21 protein-coding genes are annotated in these 17,787 nt (G+C 63.9%); 10 read left to right on the forward strand and 11 right to left on the reverse strand.

Annotated elements, in window-relative coordinates:
* Window positions 1-20: 20 nt before the first annotated feature.
* The 3 genes from rsgA to GEV02_RS09480 all read right to left on the reverse strand — a co-directional run bounded on the left by rsgA (window position 21) and on the right by GEV02_RS09480 (window position 2,965).
* Window positions 21-1,073: a ribosome small subunit-dependent GTPase A gene (rsgA, locus tag GEV02_RS09470; RefSeq protein WP_152837766.1), complete on the reverse strand. Its 1,053-nt coding sequence runs from the start codon at window positions 1,071-1,073 to the stop codon at window positions 21-23.
* 237 nt (window positions 1,074-1,310) lie between these two features.
* Complete coding sequence (locus GEV02_RS09475) at window positions 1,311-2,159, reverse strand: PhzF family phenazine biosynthesis protein (protein ID WP_152837767.1); 849 nt, start codon at window positions 2,157-2,159, stop codon at window positions 1,311-1,313.
* Window positions 2,156-2,965: an AraC family transcriptional regulator gene (locus tag GEV02_RS09480; protein WP_152837768.1), complete on the reverse strand. Its 810-nt coding sequence runs from the start codon at window positions 2,963-2,965 to the stop codon at window positions 2,156-2,158. The genes GEV02_RS09475 and GEV02_RS09480 overlap by 4 nt, the downstream gene beginning before the upstream one ends.
* A gap of 79 nt (window positions 2,966-3,044) precedes the next feature.
* On the opposite strand from GEV02_RS09480, the gene GEV02_RS09485 reads away from it, so the two are divergent.
* Window positions 3,045-3,677 (forward strand): glutathione S-transferase family protein, encoded by a 633-nt coding sequence (locus tag GEV02_RS09485; RefSeq protein WP_152837769.1) that lies wholly within the window; start codon window positions 3,045-3,047, stop codon window positions 3,675-3,677.
* 156 nt (window positions 3,678-3,833) lie between these two features.
* Window positions 3,834-4,289 carry a hypothetical protein gene (locus GEV02_RS09490; protein WP_152837770.1) on the forward strand — a complete coding sequence of 152 codons (456 nt, stop codon included), beginning with the start codon at window positions 3,834-3,836 and terminating at the stop codon, window positions 4,287-4,289.
* Here GEV02_RS09490 and GEV02_RS09495 read toward each other — a convergent pair whose 3' ends face one another.
* Entirely contained in the window at window positions 4,290-4,658 is a 369-nt protein-coding gene (locus GEV02_RS09495; protein WP_070268128.1) for a VOC family protein, read from the reverse strand. It abuts the gene before it with no gap.
* Window positions 4,659-4,744: 86 nt separating this feature from the next.
* On the opposite strand from GEV02_RS09495, the gene GEV02_RS09500 reads away from it, so the two are divergent.
* Window positions 4,745-5,215, forward strand: coding sequence for a hypothetical protein (locus GEV02_RS09500; RefSeq protein WP_152837771.1), 471 nt, complete (start codon window positions 4,745-4,747; stop codon window positions 5,213-5,215).
* On the opposite strand, the gene speD is transcribed toward GEV02_RS09500, so the two are convergent.
* The 5 genes from speD to GEV02_RS09525 form a co-directional block, all read right to left on the reverse strand.
* Complete coding sequence (gene speD / locus GEV02_RS09505) at window positions 5,208-5,609, reverse strand: adenosylmethionine decarboxylase (RefSeq protein ID WP_328595767.1); 402 nt, start codon at window positions 5,607-5,609, stop codon at window positions 5,208-5,210. The two genes, GEV02_RS09500 and speD, sit on opposite strands and share 8 nt — an antisense overlap.
* Window positions 5,606-5,785, reverse strand: coding sequence for a hypothetical protein (locus GEV02_RS09510; RefSeq protein ID WP_152837772.1), 180 nt, complete (start codon window positions 5,783-5,785; stop codon window positions 5,606-5,608). The genes speD and GEV02_RS09510 overlap by 4 nt, the downstream gene beginning before the upstream one ends.
* Window positions 5,782-7,182 (reverse strand): DUF4178 domain-containing protein, encoded by a 1,401-nt coding sequence (locus GEV02_RS09515; protein ID WP_235922722.1) that lies wholly within the window; start codon window positions 7,180-7,182, stop codon window positions 5,782-5,784. The genes GEV02_RS09510 and GEV02_RS09515 overlap by 4 nt, the downstream gene beginning before the upstream one ends.
* A 62-nt stretch (window positions 7,183-7,244) precedes the next feature.
* Window positions 7,245-8,273: an SPFH domain-containing protein gene (locus GEV02_RS09520; protein ID WP_152837774.1), complete on the reverse strand. Its 1,029-nt coding sequence runs from the start codon at window positions 8,271-8,273 to the stop codon at window positions 7,245-7,247.
* Between the two features lie 20 nt (window positions 8,274-8,293).
* The gene (locus tag GEV02_RS09525; protein WP_328595768.1) at window positions 8,294-8,680 is read right to left on the reverse strand and encodes a DUF350 domain-containing protein; all 387 of its coding nucleotides are present in this window, start codon (window positions 8,678-8,680) and stop codon (window positions 8,294-8,296) included.
* Between the two features lie 65 nt (window positions 8,681-8,745).
* On the opposite strand from GEV02_RS09525, the gene GEV02_RS09530 reads away from it, so the two are divergent.
* From GEV02_RS09530 to gabD, 4 genes are read left to right on the forward strand one after another with little or no spacing between them, the layout of a single operon-like run.
* Window positions 8,746-10,257, forward strand: coding sequence for a polyamine aminopropyltransferase (locus tag GEV02_RS09530; protein ID WP_152837775.1), 1,512 nt, complete (start codon window positions 8,746-8,748; stop codon window positions 10,255-10,257).
* Entirely contained in the window at window positions 10,257-11,867 is a 1,611-nt protein-coding gene (locus tag GEV02_RS09535) for an NAD(P)-binding protein (RefSeq protein WP_152837776.1), read from the forward strand. The genes GEV02_RS09530 and GEV02_RS09535 overlap by 1 nt, the downstream gene beginning before the upstream one ends.
* A gap of 12 nt (window positions 11,868-11,879) precedes the next feature.
* A complete protein-coding gene (locus GEV02_RS09540; RefSeq protein WP_152837777.1) occupies window positions 11,880-12,722 on the forward strand; it encodes a polyphosphate kinase 2 family protein in 843 nt (280 codons plus the stop codon).
* A gap of 12 nt (window positions 12,723-12,734) precedes the next feature.
* Complete coding sequence (gene gabD / locus GEV02_RS09545) at window positions 12,735-14,189, forward strand: NADP-dependent succinate-semialdehyde dehydrogenase (RefSeq protein WP_152837778.1); 1,455 nt, start codon at window positions 12,735-12,737, stop codon at window positions 14,187-14,189.
* Window positions 14,190-14,191: 2 nt separating this feature from the next.
* On the opposite strand, the gene GEV02_RS09550 is transcribed toward gabD, so the two are convergent.
* Window positions 14,192-15,256, reverse strand: coding sequence for an extracellular catalytic domain type 2 short-chain-length polyhydroxyalkanoate depolymerase (locus tag GEV02_RS09550; RefSeq protein ID WP_235922723.1), 1,065 nt, complete (start codon window positions 15,254-15,256; stop codon window positions 14,192-14,194).
* A 167-nt stretch (window positions 15,257-15,423) separates the two neighbouring features.
* On the opposite strand from GEV02_RS09550, the gene GEV02_RS09555 reads away from it, so the two are divergent.
* Window positions 15,424-16,032 carry a glutathione peroxidase gene (locus GEV02_RS09555; protein ID WP_152837779.1) on the forward strand — a complete coding sequence of 203 codons (609 nt, stop codon included), beginning with the start codon at window positions 15,424-15,426 and terminating at the stop codon, window positions 16,030-16,032.
* A gap of 82 nt (window positions 16,033-16,114) precedes the next feature.
* Complete coding sequence (locus GEV02_RS09560; RefSeq protein ID WP_152837780.1) at window positions 16,115-16,375, forward strand: hypothetical protein; 261 nt, start codon at window positions 16,115-16,117, stop codon at window positions 16,373-16,375.
* An 11-nt stretch (window positions 16,376-16,386) separates the two neighbouring features.
* Here GEV02_RS09560 and GEV02_RS09565 read toward each other — a convergent pair whose 3' ends face one another.
* Complete coding sequence (locus tag GEV02_RS09565; protein ID WP_152837781.1) at window positions 16,387-17,160, reverse strand: substrate-binding periplasmic protein; 774 nt, start codon at window positions 17,158-17,160, stop codon at window positions 16,387-16,389.
* 136 nt (window positions 17,161-17,296) lie between these two features.
* Here GEV02_RS09565 and GEV02_RS09570 point away from each other — a divergent pair, with 136 nt between their 5' ends.
* A complete protein-coding gene (locus GEV02_RS09570) occupies window positions 17,297-17,590 on the forward strand; it encodes a hypothetical protein (protein WP_152837782.1) in 294 nt (97 codons plus the stop codon).
* Window positions 17,591-17,787: the final 197 nt, after the last annotated feature.

Below are 17,787 nucleotides of genomic sequence, written 5' to 3' on the forward strand. Positions count from 1 at the left end.
GACGCAGCGTCAAATGCCCGTTAGCGCTTGCTGAGCTTGTCCTTCGAGCGGGCCACGGCGGCGCGTTGCATCACTTTCCATTTGGCGACTTGGGCGATGCGGTCCAGCGGTGTCTGCTGGCTGCGGCGTGCTTCGCGCATCAGCTTGTGATAGTTCAGCAGACGGTCCGCATCGACCACGCCGCGCACCGCGCAACCGGGTTCGCCGTCGTGGTGGCAGTCGCGGAACTGGCATTGCGCCGCCAGCGCGTCGATGTCTTCGAAAGCGGCCGTCAGGCTGGCTTCGTCGGCATCCGGTTGCCAGCTGCGCAGGCCCGGCGTGTCGATGATGCAGGCGCCGCCAGCGCACAGATGCAGCGAACGGGAGGTGGTCGTGTGACGGCCGCGTCCATCGCCCTTGCGCACGCCGCCGGTCTGCTGGCCCGCTTGCGTCAGCGTGTTGGTCAGCGTGGATTTGCCGGCGCCCGAAGACCCCAGCAGCACCAGCGTCTGGCCGACGCCCAGCCACGGCGCCAGCTGCGCCGCCGCGTCGTCGCTCAGCGTGTTGAGGGCCAGCAGCGGTATGCTGGCGGGCAGCCGCTGCCGCAGCAGCTCCATGCGCTGCTCGACGTCGTCGCCGATGTCGGCCTTGCTCATCACCACCACAGGCTCCACGCCCGCCGTCTTGACGATGGCGAGGTAGCGTTCCAGGCGGCGCGGGTTGAAGTCGTGATCCAGACCCATCACCAGCAGCGCCGTGTCGACATTGCTGACCAGGCTGTGATGCCGGCCGTCGTTGCCGCGCCGGGCGATGTGGGTGGTGGGCGGTAGCAGCGTGCTGAGCCAGCGTTCGTCGTGCGCCAGCGTGGTGCTGAGCACCCAGTCGCCGACGGCCAACGCCTCGTCGTGCAGCGCCGGCAGCACGCGCGCGCGGAATTCGGCCTGGCCGTCGTGGACGGTGAGCCAGTCGCGCTGGATTTCGGTGATGCGCACCAGGCTGGCGTTGGCTGGTGCGTTGGGCAGTTGGTAGAGCTGGCTGGCGATGGTTTGCGTTAAGCCGATAAGGCGCAGCGATTCAAAATCGATGTCGATCATGGTGTGTGTATTTCCTGATTCCGGTAAGACGAGCGGTACCCTTCGCGAAGATGCGAACAGGTGGCGAATACGGGAAGTCAGCTGCGCGAGAACGCGCGGATCAACACACTACGGAGGGGATTCCGACGTAATCAGGCAGCCGACAGGAGGGCAGTATCTACTTGGCGCATTTTATGGTCTCCTGTGGTTGGGGTAAGGCGCACAGTGTCTCATCTGGATGACGTATAGTCAACGTAATCAGTTTTCTAACGTGCCATCGATGACGGTGACGACGCGCCCGCCTATCCAGGGCTCGCCGTCGAGGTAGGTGATGGTGACGCGGCCGTCGCGGCCCAGCGCCGTGCCCTGGCGTACGGTGTAGTCCGGGCCGCTCGCCAGCAGCCGGGCGATGCAGGCGTTGGCGCTGCCGGTGACCGGGTCTTCGATCATCACGCCGTTTTCCACGCACATCGCGCGCACCTCGTAGTCCGCCGGGGCGCCGGACGGATGCGGACCGTAGACCGCCACGCCGTCGCTGCCGGCGCGCTGCGTCAGCTCGGCGACCGCCGCCGCGCTGAACGACGCAGCCATGCAATCGGCCGCCGTATCGAGCCGCACGACCAGCCAGCGTATGCCGATACTCACCACGACCGGCGGCTGGCTTTCGGTCAGCGCAGCGGTGCCTAGCGCGGTCCGCAGCAACGGCATCAGGCCGGCATCCAGCGCCGCGAGTGTGGCCGGCGGCGCGCGGAACGCCAGGCCGCCATCGTCGGCGATACGCACCGGCACCAGGCCGACGCCGCATTCCTGCACCAGCGTGCCGGGCGTCTTGGGCCGCAGTCCCGCCTGCAGCAGCGCGTGGGCCGTGCCCAGCGTCGGATGGCCGGCAAAGGGAAACTCTTCCGACGTCGTGAAGATGCGCACGCGGTAATCGGCGGCCGGATCCGTGGCCGGCAGCACAAAGGTGGTCTCGGATAAATTGGTCCAGCGTGCAATGGCTTGCATCTGCTGATCGCTGAGTCCTTCCGCATCGAGTATCACCGCCAACGGGTTGCCCATGAATGGCGCGGTGGTGAAGACATCGACCTGCTTGAAACGACGGCTCATGCTTGCTCCTTGCAACTGCGGCGGTAGTCGGCGGGCGGCTTGCCGACCAGTTTTTCAAAATCGGTGGTGAAGTGCGCCTGGTCGTAATAGCCCAGCGCCTGCGCCAGCGTGGCCAGGTCGATCTCGGCGCCGTGCGACAGCTGGTCGGCCGCGTCCAGCAGGCGGTTGCGGCGTATCACCCATTTCGGCGTGGCGCCTACGTATTCCTTGAACAGAATCTGCAGCCGCCGCACGCTGATGCCCGTGTGCCCGGCCAGCTGCTGTACCTGCGTGATGTCCGGCTGCCGCTGGATCGCTTCCAGTATCCCGGCGATGCGCGCGGTCTGCGGATCGGGCGCGGGCAGGGCGCGGCGCAGGATGGCGCTCGCGGCCGCGACCATGCCGGCGTCGTCGTCGGCCGTCAGCACGCTGCGTTCGGCCTCGGCATCGTCGCAGTCGAACAGCGACGACAGCGATAATTCGCGATCCGTCGCCGACTGCACCGGCTGCTTCAGGAAGCTGCGGAACGCGCCCGGCAGGAAGCGCACGCCCAGGATGCGGCCGCTGTTTTTCAGCGTATATTCGAAAGCGCCCGTCATCACGCCGAACACCGCCGTGCGGCCGGCGTCGAACACCATGTGGATGCAGGGCGAGGGCAGGGTGCGCTGCACGTGCGTCACGCCGTCCGGCAATTGCCACGCCACCAGCCAGAAGTGCTCGATGAAAGGCGCCAGGTCGGGTTCGGGCAGGTAGCGTTCCAGCCGAAATATTTTTTCCGCCGCAGCGGGATTGACCACGCCCTTGGGCCGGCTGGTGACGGTTTGCATAGCTGTTCGCGTTTTTACAAGACCACCATCATAGCAAGAGTTATTGTGGCGTTTCTTCACCCCCAACAGGAGACATAACATGGCACCACAGCTGACTTTGTACCACTGCCCGTATTCCCGCTCCACCGGCGTCTTGACCTTGCTGGAAGAGCTGCATGCGCCCTACGATTTACACGTGATGAACATGAAGAAGGGCGAGAACCGCGAGGCCGCCTACCTGGCCGTCAACCCGATGGGCAAGGTGCCGGCGGTGCGCCACGGCGACGCCGTCATCACCGAACAGGTGGCGATCTACCTGTACCTGGCCGACCTGTTCCCGGATGCCAAACTGGCGCCGCCGCTGGGCGATCCGCTGCGTGGCCCCTACCTGCGCTGGATGGCGTTCTACGGCAGCTGCTTCGAGCCGGCCATCGTCGACAAGTGGATGAAGAACACGCCGGCCGACAAAACGTCCTGCCACTACGGCGACTTCGACACCATGTTCAACACGCTGATCGAACAGCTGTCCAAGGGCCCGTACCTGCTGGGCGAGCAGTTCAGCGCGCTGGACGTGCTGTGGGCCTCGGCGATGGGCTGGATGGGCGCCTACGAGCTGCTGCCCAAGCTGCCCGTGATCGAACAATATGTGGCCCGCGTCATGAGCCGCCCGTCGTTTGCCGCCGCCAACACCAAGGATGGCGAACTGGCCGCCGCCCAGGCCGACGCCGCGTAACGGTATTCTTTCCTGGTAACCCTGGTGGTGTTGCTATAAATCATTATATTTTTCAAAAGTGACAATTTGCTAGTTTTGAATAGGCAACAGACGGTTACTGTGCTCAAGCTTTTGTCTCAAGAAAAGTATAAAAACATAATCCACTAGGGGAAATACATGAAAAGAATACTCGCTTTGCTGGGCGTCGTGGCAGTGACCGGTTGTGCATCGGTGGCTGGCGAAAAGATGCAACCGGTGTCCGTCACCACGATTTTCGATAACAAGGAAATCGCCGGCCTGGGTTGCACCTTGACCAACGATGCCGGCAGCTGGTTCCTGACCAGCCCGGCAAGCGTGACCGTGCACAAGAGCACCGGCGACCTGGCGATCGACTGCAAGAAGGATTCCTACGCAGGCACCGCCACCGCCGTTTCCAAGTCGAACGGTGCGGTGTGGGGCAATATCTTGCTGGGAGGCGGCATCGGCTACATCGTCGACCGAAATACCGGCGCCGGTTTTGACTACCCGCCTACCATCGTCGTTACCCTGCGCCAGCTCGACACTGTCGGTATTCCTGCCAATGCACCGCTGAAGCCCGTGTCGTCCACCGACAGCGCCGCCAAGGCGAACTGATTAGCGTTTTTCTTCCATCACGGCCAGCAGATGGCCGTCCGGGTCGCGGAAAAAGCCCATCCACAATTCGTGATCGGGCATTTTCGCGACCAGGTGCGGCGCCGCTTCGAACACCACGCCTTTCGCCTGCAGCGTGGCCGCCACCGCCTCGATCTGCTCGACCTTGAAATAGTGGCACACGCCGGTGCCGGCTTGCACCGGCGCCTTGCCCGAACCTTCCAGCATCAGGCGCACGCCGCCGCAATCGAAAAACACCAGCTCGCCGTAGCGGAACAGCTTGGGCAGCCCCAGGCTGTCGCCGTAAAACTGCTCCGAACGGTCGGCGTTGGAAACGGGGAGGGCGATCTGCCCGATGCGGGAAAGCGTCATTTTTCATCTCTTTGATAATTGCACATTGTCATCTTCTGTTTCCTGAGTGATAATTTGGTGGACATGAAGTCCATCAGGGAAAACACATGAAGAGAATACTCGCTTTGTCCGGGATGTTGGCGTTGACCGGCTGCGCGTCTGTACTGAGCGGGAAGACGCAGCCGGTCTCCGTCACGACGGTGTTCGACAGCAAGGAAGTCGCCGGCCTCGGCTGCACCCTGAGCAACGACGCCGGCAATTGGTCGCTGACCAGCCCGGCAAGCGTCATCGTCCACAAGAGCACGGCCGACCTGGCGATCAACTGCAAGCAGGACGCCTACGTTGGCAACACCACGGCCGTATCCAAGGCCAACGGCGCGGTGTGGGGCAATATCCTGCTGGGCGGCGGCATCGGCTACTTCGTCGACCGCAGTACCGGGGCCGGCTTCGACTACCCGCAGAACATCGTCGTGACGGTGCGCCAGCTGGCCGCGCCCGCCATCACCTCCAGCGCGCTGCTGGAAGAGGTGCCGCTCAAGCTGATGTCGCCCAGCCAGAGCGCCGCCAGGGTCAACTGATCGCCGGAGGCGCCCGCCTTACCGTGTTGATCTGACTGGACGTAGGCTGCAAGGCCTTTTCAATGATGGTGAGCGCTAACTCAGGCCGCGCGTTGCCGCACATGAAGAGGTCGGCGGCGGCAAAGCCGCATTCGGGCCAGGTGTGGATCGTGATGTGCGATTCCGCCAGCAGCACCACCCCGGTCACACCCTGACCTTCCCCAAAACCGTGGAAATGACTGAACAGCACGCGCGCGCCCGCAGCCTCGGCGGCCGCGCGCAGCAGCGCTTCCAGTTCGGCGCAATTGCCCAATTTTTCGGCAGCGATGCCGCCCAGGTCCGCCAGCAGATGCGTGCCGGCCGGCTGGTGCACCAGCCCGGACGCCGCCGCCTGCGGTAACGTTTCGCGTTTCACTTGTGGCCTCCGCCGCCGGAGCCGCCGCCGTAGCTGCCACCGCCGCCGCCGGTGTTCGAGCTCCACGTGCTGCCCCGGTAGCCGCTGCTGTAGTTGCTGCCGCTGGTGGCGCGCATCCAGCTGCTGCCCGACGTGACGATGGAAACGATGACCGCGTAGATGAAATATTTGCTCATGATTGGTCTTCGTTATCCATAAACCAGGCGGGCAGGTAGATGGCCGCCGCGCCGATCAGGCTGAGGAACCAGGTGCCGGAGAAATTCATCAGCAGCGGAATCGCGTTAATCGCCAGCATGAACCAGATGATGTACTTGGCGGTGTCGCGATAGCGGCGCTTGCCGCCCTTGGCCGCCGCCGGCGCCGCCTGGCCCTTGAACTGCTTGCCGAACCAGGCCTTGAGCTGGTCAACCGATACCGGCGATGAGCGCGACCACGTCATTTCCTGCTCCGACGTTTCGGACGCCAGCCGGATCTGGCCGGCGGTGAATTCCTCCACCCGCGTGCGGTCGCCCGCCGCCACCCGCCAGTTGAAGGCGCCGGCGGCGAACGTCACCACCGAGCCGTAGTCGTACAGGCGGTTATATTGGACCTTATCCACAGTCACCCGATCGGAACCGGGGGCGTACCACAGCGGCCACTCGGCCATCACATTGGAGCCGGACCAGCCTTCGTCGGTCTCCACCAGCCACGAGAAGCCGGCGCGGGTGCCGTACATCAGGTACTCGCTCCACTCGGTGCCCTCGTCGTCGGCGCGGCGCATCATGCCGATGATGGTGAAGTCCTGGTTGTTGATCTTGGCGGTCGCGCCCAGCTCCAGCGAGGATTCGTAGCGCGTCACGCGCTCGCCGGCGGCCAGCACGGCGGCTTTCGGGCTGGCGGCGTCGATCTGCGCCTGGCAGGCCGGGCACACCAGCGTCGCCGTCACGCCGGGGATGTATTTGATCGCGCTGCCGCACGAAGGGCAGTCGAGCGCATCGACCTTGCCGCGATAACGGCCGGCCGCGCGCTGGATGGTGTCGTCGTCGCGCAGCAGCTGGCATTTCATGCCCTCCAGCGTGACGGCCAGGCCGGTGTAGACCACGGGACGCGGTCCGTCCGAATAATCGAGCGTGATGAATTCGCCGGCGCGGCGGAAGTCCGCCACCCTGGCCTGGTAGCCTTCGCCCACCTTGAACGGCAGCTCGCCCTGGCCGCCTATGCAATCGGCGGTGCGGATTTCGGCGGCCGTGTAGGGGGCGCCGTTGATGGCGTAGTTATGGCCGGGCTGCAGCTGTTCGAAGGCCGGCATCTCGCCTTCGCCCTTGTACTGCGCCGTGATGGTGTACATGCCGGACGAATCGCCCAGCCATGAGGTGACGCCGTCGTCGAACAGCAGGTACCACTCGTTCCACATGCCGGCCGCATAGCGCAGCTGGATGCGGCCCACCACCGTGAACTGGCGCTTGCCCAGCACGCCGGTGGTGCCGATCTGGATCGGCGAATAGTCCTCCAGCACGGACGACATCTTGCCCAGGTCCTTGACCGAGTCCGCGTCTTTGAGCACGCTGGTGCTGCAGTATTCGCAGACCGCCATAACCGAGGCATGCGAGCGGAATTTGACTTCCGCGCCGCAGCTGGGACAGGAAACGATTTGCATTAGCCGAGCAGTTTTTTCAGCAGTTCGGCCTTGGTGCTGTCGTAGTCGGTAGCCGTAATCAAGCCCTTGTCGAGCAGACCTTTAAGTTTTTCCAAGCGCGCCTCGATCGAATCTTCGGCCGGCGCGGCAGCAGCAGGTGCCGCCTGCGGCGCCAGCGCCGAGCCGAGCGCCTGGCCCATCACCTGGCCCAGCTGCACGCCCGCGCCCAGGCCGACGCCGATGCCGGCCATGCCGCCCTCGTTCTGCGCCGCCAGTGGAATCGCGGTGGCCGCCTGGTACTTGGTGAAGCCGGCCATCTTGTCGGCGCTCATGCCGCCCTTCATGCCGGCGGAGATGCGTTCGTCCAGCGCGGCTTGCAGCTCTTCCGGCAGGCTGACGCTGGCGACGTTGAATTCATCGAGGCCGATGCCGTAGCGGCCGAAGGCCGTGGCCAGGTCGCCCTTGACCTGCTGCGCCATCAGCGCCTGGTTGGCCGCCATGTCGAGGAAGGGCACCTGCGCGCTGCCCAGCGAGCTGGCCATGGTCGCCATCAGGATGCCGCGCAGCTGGTCTTCCACCTCGTCGCGGGTGTAGGCCTCGCGGGTGCCGCTGATCTCCTTGAAAAACAGGCGCGGATCGGCCACGCGGTACGAGTACATGCCGAAGGCGCGCACGCGCACCATGTCGAAGTCCTTGTCGCGGATGGTGATCGGCTGCTGCGTGCCCCATTTGCGGCCGGTCTGCACGCGGGTGCTGAAATAATAGACATCCGACTTGAACGGCGAATCGAACAGCTTGTCCCAGTTTTTCAGGTTGGTCAGCACTGGCAGGGTTTGCGTGGTCAGCTTGTGGGTGCCGGGGCCGAACACGTCGGCGATCTGGCCTTCGTTGACGAACACCGCCATCTGCGATTCACGCACCACCAGCACGCCGCCGTTCTGGATCTCCTGGTCCTGCATCGGATAACGCCATGCCAGCACGCCGTCGACTTCCTCGTTCCATTGCAGTACGTCGATAAACTGCTTCTTGATAAAGCTGCCTAAGCCCATGATGGTCCTCGCTTAAATATTTAGGAAATGCAGGCGCCGTTGATGGCGCCGATGGAAATGGAGATAGCGCCCAGCAGGCCGCCGAAAGCGGCGTTGTTGGCTTCGATCTGGTCTTTCGACATGTTCAGCACGCGTGTCGCGATCGCGTAGGAGAGCATCTGCACCACCATGGCGCCGAAGGCCCAGGCCGCGAACTCGCGGTAATCGGCAGTATGCACCAGCGCCGAACCGATGGTGATGGAAAAACCTATCAAGGCCCCGCCCAGCGATAGCGCCGCGGCGAAATTCCCCTGTCGTATCAGCAGCACCTCGTCGAAAGGCGTCATCCACGTGTAGGCTTTGAAAAAGACGGCCAGCAGCACGGCGGCCAGCAAAAGATGGATCAGGTAGTTTAGGATGGCGGGCACGGCGCACCTTGGGTTAAAGTGGTTAACTTGCTAACGCTGAAACATATTAGAGCAAAAAGAGCTAAATGACCAAAAAGATTCTGATCCTGTCCGTCTTCGTCGTCGCCTCCTGCGGCCTGGCCTACGAGTTGATCGCCGGCGCCTTGTCCAGCTATCTGCTGGGCGACTCCATCCTGCAGTTCTCGACCATCATCGGCTGCTACTTGTTCGCGATGGGCGTGGGCGCGCACTTTTCCAAGTATGTCAGGGATGAGGATGTGCTGGCGCGCTTCGTGGATATCGAACTGGCGGTCGGCCTGGTGGGCGGGCTGTCGGCGGCCGTGCTGTTCCTGACCTTCTCGTGGATGGCCGCGCCGTTCCGCACGCTGCTGTACGTGATGGTGTTCCTGATCGGCGCCTTCGTCGGCATGGAAGTGCCGCTGGTGATGCGCGCGCTGAACGAGCGCAAGACCGAGTTCAATGAGCTGGTCAGCCGCGTGCTGACCTTCGACTACCTGGGCGCGCTGGCGGTGTCGCTGCTGTTCCCGCTGGTGCTGGCGCCGTATCTGGGCCTGGTGCGTACCGGATTTTTGTTCGGCATGCTCAATGTCGGCGTCGCCCTGTGGACAATTATGGCTTTCCGCACAGAGCTGAAAAACGTCACCGGCCGCATGCTGCGCGCCGCCAGCGTGATGTGCGTGCTGATCTTCGGCTTCGCCTTCGCCGACAAGATGACCTACTGGGGCGAGCATGGCCTGTTCGGCGACGAGATCGTGTTCGCCACCACCACGCCCTACCAGCGGCTGGTGGTCACGCGCTGGAAGGATGACCTGCGCCTGTACATCAACGGCAACCTGCAATTCTCCTCGCGTGACGAGTACCGCTATCACGAGGCGCTGGTGCATCCGGTGCTGCAACCGCTGCCCTGGGCCAAGCGCGTGCTGGTGCTGGGCGGCGGCGACGGCCTGGCGCTGCGCGAAATCCTGCGCTATCCGAATATCGAGCAGGTCACACTGGTCGACCTCGACCCGGCGATGACGGGCGCCTTCTCCAAACGTGAAGAACTGGTCAAGCTCAATCACGGTTCCTTCAGCGACAAGCGGGTGCGCGTCATCAACGCCGACGCGGCGATCTGGCTGCAGCACAGCGACGACATGTTCGACGCCGTCATCGTCGACTTCCCCGATCCATCCAGCTTCGCGCTGGGCAAGCTGTATTCGGTGCCGTTCTACGGCATGGTGAAGAAGCACCTGGCGGCCAACGGCCTGATGGTGGTGCAATCGACGTCGCCGTTCTTCGCACCGCACGCCTACTGGACCATCGACGCCACCTTGCGCGAGGTCGGCCTCAAAACCCATCCCTACCACGCCTACGTGCCGTCGTTCGGCGAATGGGGCTTCATCCTCGCCACGTCCCAGGCGCAGTACAAGCCGCCCACCGAGTACCGCCTGCCAATGCGCTACTTGAACGCCGACACCACGCGCGAAATGTTCATCTTCCCGCCGGATATGAAGGCCTTGCCGATGGAGCCGAATCGCCTCAACACGCAGTCGCTGGTGCACGAGTTCGAGCAGGACTGGCGCAGGGTGATACGTTGATGCTGCGCCGTTCCTTCCTCGTGTGGGCCGGCGCCAGCGGCGTGGTGGCGGCGGGCAGCGTGGCAGGATTTCAACGCTGGCAGGAAATCACGCCAACGGTCCACTATCCGGGCCGCGACGAGGGCCACTTCCTGCGCGACCGCCGCGCCTTGCCGCCGCCCTCGCAAGTTATCCACACCGACATCGCCATCCTCGGCTCCGGCGTGGCCGGCCTGACCGCCGCGTGGAAGCTCAATAAACTCGGCAAGACCGACGTGCTGATGATCGACGGTCCCCAGCCGCACGGCAACGCCGCCGGCGGCGCCTTCGGCGACCTCGAATATCCGACCGGCGCGCACTATCTGCCGCTGCCGTCGCCGGAATCGCTGCATGTGCGCGAAATCCTGGCCGACCTGGGCATCATCCAGAAAGACCCGTTCGCGGAGAAGCCTTACTACGACGAGCGCTTCATCCTGCACGGCCCGGAGGAACGGCTGCTGTTCAACGGCCACTGGCAGGACGGCTTCATCCCCACCGACGGCGTGCCGCAGTGGGAGCGCGACGAACATGCGCGCTTCTTCGCCGAAGTGGCGCGGCTGCGCCAGACCCACGGCGCCGACGGCCGCCGCGTGTTCGTGTTCCCGACCGTGATGTCGTCGGAAGACCCGCAGTGGCAGGCGCTGGACCGCATCACGCTCAAGCAGTGGCTGGAGCAGGGCGGCTACAAATCGCCCACGCTGCACTGGTATCTGAACTACTGCTGCCGCGACGACTATGGCACGCGCTACGACCAGGTCTCTGCCTGGGCCGGCCTGCACTACTACTGCAGCCGCTGGGGCCAGGCCGCCAACGCCGGCAACGGCGCCTGGCTCACCTGGCCGGGAGGCTTGCAGCCGCTGGCTTCCGGCATCGAGCGCGCGTCCGGCGTCAAGCGCATGGCCGGCACCGTGGTGTCGCTGAAAAAAACGGCGGACGGCGTCGAAGCGCTGTGCTTCAAGCTGGAAAACGGCAAGCCGTCCACCTACCTGGTCCGCGCCCGCAAGGCGATTTGCGCGATGCCGATCTACGTGGCCGCGAGGGTTGTGGATAACATCGCCGCGTACGGCTTCGATCCGTCCAAGCACATTCCCGAATACGCGCCGTGGATGGTGGCGAACTTCCTGCTCAAGCGCTTCCCGGACGAGCGCCCCAGCCAGCCGCTGTCGTGGGATAACGTGGTGTACAGCGAGCCGGGACTGGGCTTTGTCGTCTCCACGCACCAGGACATCCGCGTGCGGCCGCCGGAGAAGACGGTATTCAGCGCCTACGTCGCGCTGTCGGACCGCAAGCCCAGCACCGCGCGTCACTGGATGGCGGCGGCCAAGCCGGAGGAGCTGCTGGCGCTGGCCAGCGCCGATCTGAAGGAAGCCTACGGCCCGCAGTTCGCCTCCTGCGTCGAGCGGGTCGACATCACGCTGCGCGGACACGCGATGGCGTCGCCGTGGCCCAACTTCCGCAGCAACGCCGGCATGAAGGCCTTGCGCGAGGTCGATGGCCCCATTCTTTTCGCGCATGCCGACCTGTCGGGCTTCTCGGTTTTCGAGGAGGCCGCGTGGTGGGGCTATCGCGCAGCAACCCTTGCCGCAAAGTGATAAGCTAATCCGATGACACATAACGCCCGCCAGCGCTTCGGCGCCTCCGCCAAACTCAAACTGCATGAAAAAGATGCAGACGACGCGGCTTTCTCCAGCCGTTCCGCCAACCCTGAACTGAGCAAGTCCAAGGGCAAGGCTCTGGACTTGAAACGCACCGCCGCGCTGATCTCGCGCATCGGCGCCCTGCAGGACAAGCTGTACGCGCAGCACAAGCAGAAGGTGCTGCTGATCCTGCAAGGCATGGACACCGCCGGCAAGGACGGCACGATACGCGCCATGTTCAACGGCATCAGCCCGATGGGCATCCGCGCGGCCGCCTTCAAGGCGCCGACCGACAACGAGCTGGCGCACGACTACCTGTGGCGCGTGCATCAGCAGGTGCCGGTCAAGGGCGAGATCGCGATCTTCAACCGCAGTCACTACGAAGACGTGTTGATTACCAAGGTGCAGGGCATGATCGATGAAGACGAATGCCAGCGCCGCTACGCGCAGATCCGCGATTTCGAACGCATGCTGGCGGAGACGGGCACGGTGATCGTCAAGGTATTCTTGCACATCTCGAAGGAAGAACAGCGCGAGCGCCTGCAGGAGCGGCTGGACGATCCCGACAAGCAGTGGAAATTCAACCCGGCCGACGTCGAGCAGCGCAAGAAGTGGAACGCCTATCAGCGCGCCTACGAACAGGCCATCCGCGAGACCAACGCGCCGCATGCGCCGTGGTACGTGGTGCCGGCCAATTCCAAGACTCACCGCAACCTGGTGGTCGCCAGCCTGCTGCTGGAGACTTTGGAAGGCATGGACCTGGCTTACCCCGAGCCGCATCCCGACCTGTCCTCGTTCACCGTGGAGTAAAAGGAGCTACCCATGCTGCAACTGAAAGATCCCTCCCTGCTGCGCCAGCAAGCCTATATCGACGGCGCATGGCGCGACGCCGACAGCGGCGCCACGCTGGCTGTCACCAATCCCGCCACCGGCGAGCAGCTCGGCACCGTGCCGCTGATGGGCGCGGCCGAGACGCGCCGCGCCATCGCCGCCGCCAACGCGGCCTGGCCGGCCTGGCGCAAGAAGAGCGCCAAGGAACGCGCCGCCATCCTGCGCAAATGGAATGACCTGATCCTGGAAAACACCGAAGACCTGGCGCAGCTGATGACGACCGAACAGGGCAAGCCGCTGGCCGAGTCGCGCGGCGAAGTCGCATACGGCGCTTCCTTCATCGAATGGTTCGGCGAAGAAGCCAAGCGCGTGGCCGGCGAGACGCTGGCCTCGCCGTGGCCGGACCGCCGCCTGCTGGTGACGAAGGAGCCGATCGGCGTCTGCGCCGCCATCACGCCGTGGAACTTCCCGATCGCGATGATTACCCGCAAGGCCGGCCCGGCGCTGGCCGCCGGCTGTCCGATGGTGCTCAAGCCGGCCGAATCGACGCCGTACTGCGCGCTGGCGCTGGCGGTATTGGCCGAGCGCGCGGGCGTGCCGGCCGGCGTGTTCAGCGTGGTGACGGGCACGCCGAAGGACATCGGCGGCGAGATGACGTCCAACCCCACCGTGCGCAAGCTGACCTTCACCGGCTCGACGGCGGTGGGCCGTCTGCTGATGGAGCAGAGCGCCAAGACCATCAAGAAGCTGTCGCTGGAACTGGGCGGCAACGCGCCGTTCATTGTGTTCGACGACGCCGACCTCGATGCGGCGGTGGAGGGCGCGCTGGCGTCCAAGTACCGCAACGCCGGCCAGACCTGCGTGTGCGCCAACCGCCTGTACGTGCAGGATGGCGTGTACGAGCAGTTCGCCGCCAAGCTGGTGGCCGCCGTGGCCAAGCTCAAGGTCGGCAACGGCGCGGAAGAGGGCGTCACGCAAGGCCCGCTGATCGATGAGAAGGCGGTGCAGAAGGTCGAGCAGCACGTGGCCGATGCGCTGTCCAAGGGCGGCCGCCTGCTGGCGGGCGGCAAGCGCCATGCGCTGGGCCACAGCTTCTTCGAGCCGACCGTGATCGCCGACGTCACCAATGACATGATCGTCGCCACCGAGGAAACCTTCGGCCCGCTGGCGCCGCTGTTTCGCTTCAAGACCGACGAGGAAGCCGTGGAGCTGGCCAACAGCACCGAGTTCGGCCTGGCCAGCTATTTCTATTCGCGCGACATCGGCCGGATCTGGCGCGTGGCGGAAGGGCTGGAGAGCGGCATGGTCGGCGTTAATACCGGTCTGATCTCCAACGAGATCGCGCCGTTCGGCGGCGTTAAGCAATCGGGCCTGGGCCGCGAGGGTTCGCACTACGGCCTGGATGACTTCCTGGTCATCAAATACATCTGCATGGGCGGCATCTAAGCCTATCGGGCGCGCAGCCGCACCAGCACCGTGGCCGGCGCAACGCCGGTCAGCCGGTCGACCATGTGCTTGACGGCCGCCATCTGGCGGCCCGATTGCAGCGCGTAGCGCGGGTCGTCGTAGGCAAACCAGTCCCAGCATGCGTTGGGATTGGTGTACGGGTAGATCGCCGACGCCTGCGGATACAGGATCACCAGCTTGTTGCTGTCGGCCCAGGCGTTGTAGCCGGCGTGCTCGACGAAGGTGGGGCCGATGTTGTCCAGATCTTGCAGGCAGCCATGGAAGGCCACGTGCAGCCTGCAGCCCGCGCCGCTGTTGCCGTCGCAGGCCTTGGGCACATACAGGTAGCCGGTGCCGGCCATGCCGTGCCAGCCCGGCAGCGCCAAGAATTCCGATTGGTCGAAAGCGATCAAGCGCCCGCTTGGCGTGCCGTTGTTGCGGGGCGTGAGCGGGCCATAGAGCCAGCGCAGCAGTTCTCCCGCCGCATCGTAGCCGCAGTTGTTGATGTAGGGGCTGCCCAGCGTGCTGCAACTGCTGCCGTACTGATCGGTGGGCATCGCATGCTCGGCCGGCAGGGTGCGGGTGTAGGAGATATGGTCGGCGTCGATGTAGTGGCGATAGTAGAAGTACAGGTCGGTCATCACCGGCTGCGGCACGACGGAATCGGCGCTGCCGGACAGCATCCAGACATGGTGGCCGGCCAGCGCGGCGGTCGGGTCGATGCTGCCGGCGCCGGCGAACCAGTCGGTGAAGGCGATCAGGTCGTTGATGCGGGTGCCGCCGGCCCGCACCCGGCAGGTGAACAGCTCGGTGGTGCAGCTGCAACTGGTGGTGGCGGTGAACACGCTGCCCTGCGAACAGAAGTAGGGGCCGCCCGCGATCACCCCGGCGCCGCGCACCGTCTGCGAGAACGCCACCTCGAACTGCACCGCCATGTAGGCGCCGGAGGACAGGCCGGACACCGTCACCTGTGTTGCGCTCATGTTCGGCAGCGCCACCACCTGCGCTTGCACGGCCGTTCCCAACAGGCCGATGAGCCACAGGCACAGCAAACACAGCATCTTCATGATAGGCCTCCTGGCGCCGGGACGGAAATTCAGTGTGGGGCAGGGGCTGGCGGTTTGCTTAATTTCGCTCAATCGTGCGCGGGGCGGAAAAGCTAATTCGCGGGCTCGGCAAGCAGGGTGGGCGAGTTTGGCATAGAATGGTTTTTTACCTTTTGCGGCCGCCCATCATGTCCAAGACCTTTGCCCAGTTGTGCCTAGTTTCCTCGCTGACCCTGCTGGCCAGCGCGTCCGCGTTTGCGCAGGCGCCGGCGCCGGCGGCCGCACCATCTGCTGCGCCGGCAGCGGCTGCGGGCAGTTGTCCGGCCATCCTCAAGCAGAACTTCAAGCGCCTGCAGGACGATACGCCGCAGGACCTGTGCCAGTACGCGGGCAAGGTGATACTGGTGGTCAACACGGCCAGCTACTGCGGCTTCACCAACCAGTACGAAGGCCTGGAGGCGATGTACGCCAAATACAGTGGCAAGGGCCTGGTGGTGCTGGGCTTCCCGTCGAACGACTTCGGCCAGCAGGAGCCGGGCAGCAGCAAGGAGATCGCCGATTTCTGCTACAACACCTACGGCGTGAAGTTCCCGATGTTCGCCAAGTCGGTTGTGTCGGGCAAGGAACCGAATCCGCTGTTTGCCAACCTGATCAAAATCACCGGCAAGGCGCCGGCCTGGAACTTCCACAAATACCTGATCGACCGCAACGGCAAGGTTGTGGACAACTTCGGCAGCAAGGTCACGCCGTCGGACAAGCAACTGGTCGGCGCGGTGGAAAAAGCGCTGGCGATGTAAGTTGCACTGAACTTTTGAGCAGGGCCGAGGTCTACCAGTAATGGCCGCCTCGGCGGCTCAACCGCCGGTGCAGGAGGATGCCATGGCGCGCAATAGAAAAATGCAGATAGCAGTTCCACCGTTGGCAGATGATACCGATCTGCGGGACAGCCGTCGTGTAGCCAAGGCCTTGCCGGTTGCAGTAGCCGCTTTGCCTGCTGAACTGAGTTTGCGTTTCAAGAGCGATACCCCGCTGTTTTCCGCCGACCCTTCCGATCCGACTATCCTCATTCGCAAGCTCAAGCGAAATACCTCTCGCGGCCGCTTCGTTGGCGGCAAATTTGTCGTCGCGCCGCTGTCGTGAAATGCCTTTAGCTAGTCGATCTTGTAGCGCTTCTGCAGTGCTTTCAGATCGCCGGACGCTTCCATCTTGTGCATGCCGTCGGCCAGCGCGCGTATCCAGGTTTCGGCCCGGATATCCTGCGTCGCAAAACCGATGGTCAGGGGCAGTTCATGGTCGAGGCAGCCTGCCTGGCGGATACGGCCGACCACGTCAAGCCGCTTGCTCAACTGCGCCATCACGGCGGTGTGTTCCAGCATGACGCGATAGCGTCCACCCAGTAACTTCTGCACATTGGTCGTACCGGCCGATGCGCCGTAAGCGAGCGCGATCAGGGCAGGCTTGCGCCGGTTCTCGGCAATGTAGGCGTCCATCGGCCCGTCATCGTAGCCGTAGTCGTCGATCACACCCACCACCAGTGTTTTAAGCGAGCCGATGGAGTGGAAACTCCAGTCATCGTCCGCCCGCGTGTAGAAGCAGGCCCGCGACTGCGCCAGGGGCGCGCTCAGATGCAGGCGCCGGTCGATCGGCGGGGCGTAGACGCCTTCGATATCGCCATGCGCCGTTTGGGTGATGGCCCGGTTGAGCGGCATGAGCACCGGTTCCACCCGATACCCTTCCTGCGCCATCGCCATCGAGGCCAGTTCCACCAGATAGCCACTGGGAGGCTTGCCGTCGGTCGCGCACACAAACGGGCACCAGTCGTCCGAGCCCAGGCGGATCAACGGGCCGGCTTGCGACAGCCCCGAGGACGCCAGCAGGCAAGCGAGCAGCGCTGCGGTGAACAGCCGGCCTGCGTTGATGGTCATGCGGCGCTCCCAGTGCGGATGGTGGGCTAATAGTATCGCCAAACGCGGTTCGCCGGCGCGCTGAACTTTTGCATACGGCAGAGGTCTACCAGTAATGGCTGCCTCGGCGGCTCAATTGCCGATGGAGGAGGGTGTTATGGCGCGTATCGCGAAAAAGGTTGCGGCCAAACTGGCCGCGTCAAAATCCAGCGAGTTGATCGATATCCCGGCTGTCGGCATAGTCATCCGGGAGGATGTGCCGACCGCCCAGCACCTGGTACGGGTGCGCGCCGAAGGCAAACGAGCCGTCATCGCCATCGCCGATGTACCTGCCGAACCTGGCACGCCCGTTTTCAGCATCGATCCGCATGACGCCAAACTGGTGATCCGCCGGCTCGACGGCCAAGTGGTCCGAGGCTACTTCAAAGATGGAAAGTTTGTGAAAGTTTAGTGATTGTCATCGCCGCCCACACACGCCCTGCGTTGCATGATAAATATTCATGGTGACTCTTCGTTAGATTTCCCGTGATGTAAATCGTTACTATGAATTATCAAATTCCGTTTGTGTTCTTTCGAACGTCACTATTCATTATTTAATTATCATGAAAATAGACAAAACAGCGATCCGCTCGGGACGACAAGAAGCTA

The sequence above is a fragment of the Rugamonas aquatica genome, from assembly GCF_009380215.1.
Classification (GTDB): Bacteria; Pseudomonadota; Gammaproteobacteria; order Burkholderiales; family Burkholderiaceae_D; genus Rugamonas; species Rugamonas aquatica_B.

Coding starts and splice junctions, on each gene's coding strand:
- GEV02_RS09565 (WP_152837781.1), bottom strand. CDS start 17,160: ATGACCATCAACGCAGGCCGGCTGTTCACCGCAGCGCTGCTCGCTTGC.
- GEV02_RS09485 (WP_152837769.1), top strand. CDS start 3,045: ATGGCACCACAGCTGACTTTGTACCACTGCCCGTATTCCCGCTCCACC.
- GEV02_RS09490 (WP_152837770.1), top strand. CDS start 3,834: ATGAAAAGAATACTCGCTTTGCTGGGCGTCGTGGCAGTGACCGGTTGT.
- gabD (WP_152837778.1), top strand. CDS start 12,735: ATGCTGCAACTGAAAGATCCCTCCCTGCTGCGCCAGCAAGCCTATATC.
- GEV02_RS09480 (WP_152837768.1), bottom strand. CDS start 2,965: ATGCAAACCGTCACCAGCCGGCCCAAGGGCGTGGTCAATCCCGCTGCG.
- GEV02_RS09475 (WP_152837767.1), bottom strand. CDS start 2,159: ATGAGCCGTCGTTTCAAGCAGGTCGATGTCTTCACCACCGCGCCATTC.
- GEV02_RS09540 (WP_152837777.1), top strand. CDS start 11,880: ATGACACATAACGCCCGCCAGCGCTTCGGCGCCTCCGCCAAACTCAAA.
- GEV02_RS09510 (WP_152837772.1), bottom strand. CDS start 5,785: ATGAGCAAATATTTCATCTACGCGGTCATCGTTTCCATCGTCACGTCG.
- GEV02_RS09530 (WP_152837775.1), top strand. CDS start 8,746: ATGACCAAAAAGATTCTGATCCTGTCCGTCTTCGTCGTCGCCTCCTGC.
- GEV02_RS09535 (WP_152837776.1), top strand. CDS start 10,257: ATGCTGCGCCGTTCCTTCCTCGTGTGGGCCGGCGCCAGCGGCGTGGTG.
- GEV02_RS09555 (WP_152837779.1), top strand. CDS start 15,424: ATGTCCAAGACCTTTGCCCAGTTGTGCCTAGTTTCCTCGCTGACCCTG.
- GEV02_RS09515 (WP_235922722.1), bottom strand. CDS start 7,182: ATGGCGGTCTGCGAATACTGCAGCACCAGCGTGCTCAAAGACGCGGAC.
- GEV02_RS09550 (WP_235922723.1), bottom strand. CDS start 15,256: ATGAAGATGCTGTGTTTGCTGTGCCTGTGGCTCATCGGCCTGTTGGGA.
- GEV02_RS09500 (WP_152837771.1), top strand. CDS start 4,745: ATGAAGAGAATACTCGCTTTGTCCGGGATGTTGGCGTTGACCGGCTGC.
- GEV02_RS09560 (WP_152837780.1), top strand. CDS start 16,115: ATGGCGCGCAATAGAAAAATGCAGATAGCAGTTCCACCGTTGGCAGAT.
- GEV02_RS09520 (WP_152837774.1), bottom strand. CDS start 8,273: ATGGGCTTAGGCAGCTTTATCAAGAAGCAGTTTATCGACGTACTGCAA.
- rsgA (WP_152837766.1), bottom strand. CDS start 1,073: ATGATCGACATCGATTTTGAATCGCTGCGCCTTATCGGCTTAACGCAA.
- GEV02_RS09495 (WP_070268128.1), bottom strand. CDS start 4,658: ATGACGCTTTCCCGCATCGGGCAGATCGCCCTCCCCGTTTCCAACGCC.
- GEV02_RS09570 (WP_152837782.1), top strand. CDS start 17,297: ATGGCGCGTATCGCGAAAAAGGTTGCGGCCAAACTGGCCGCGTCAAAA.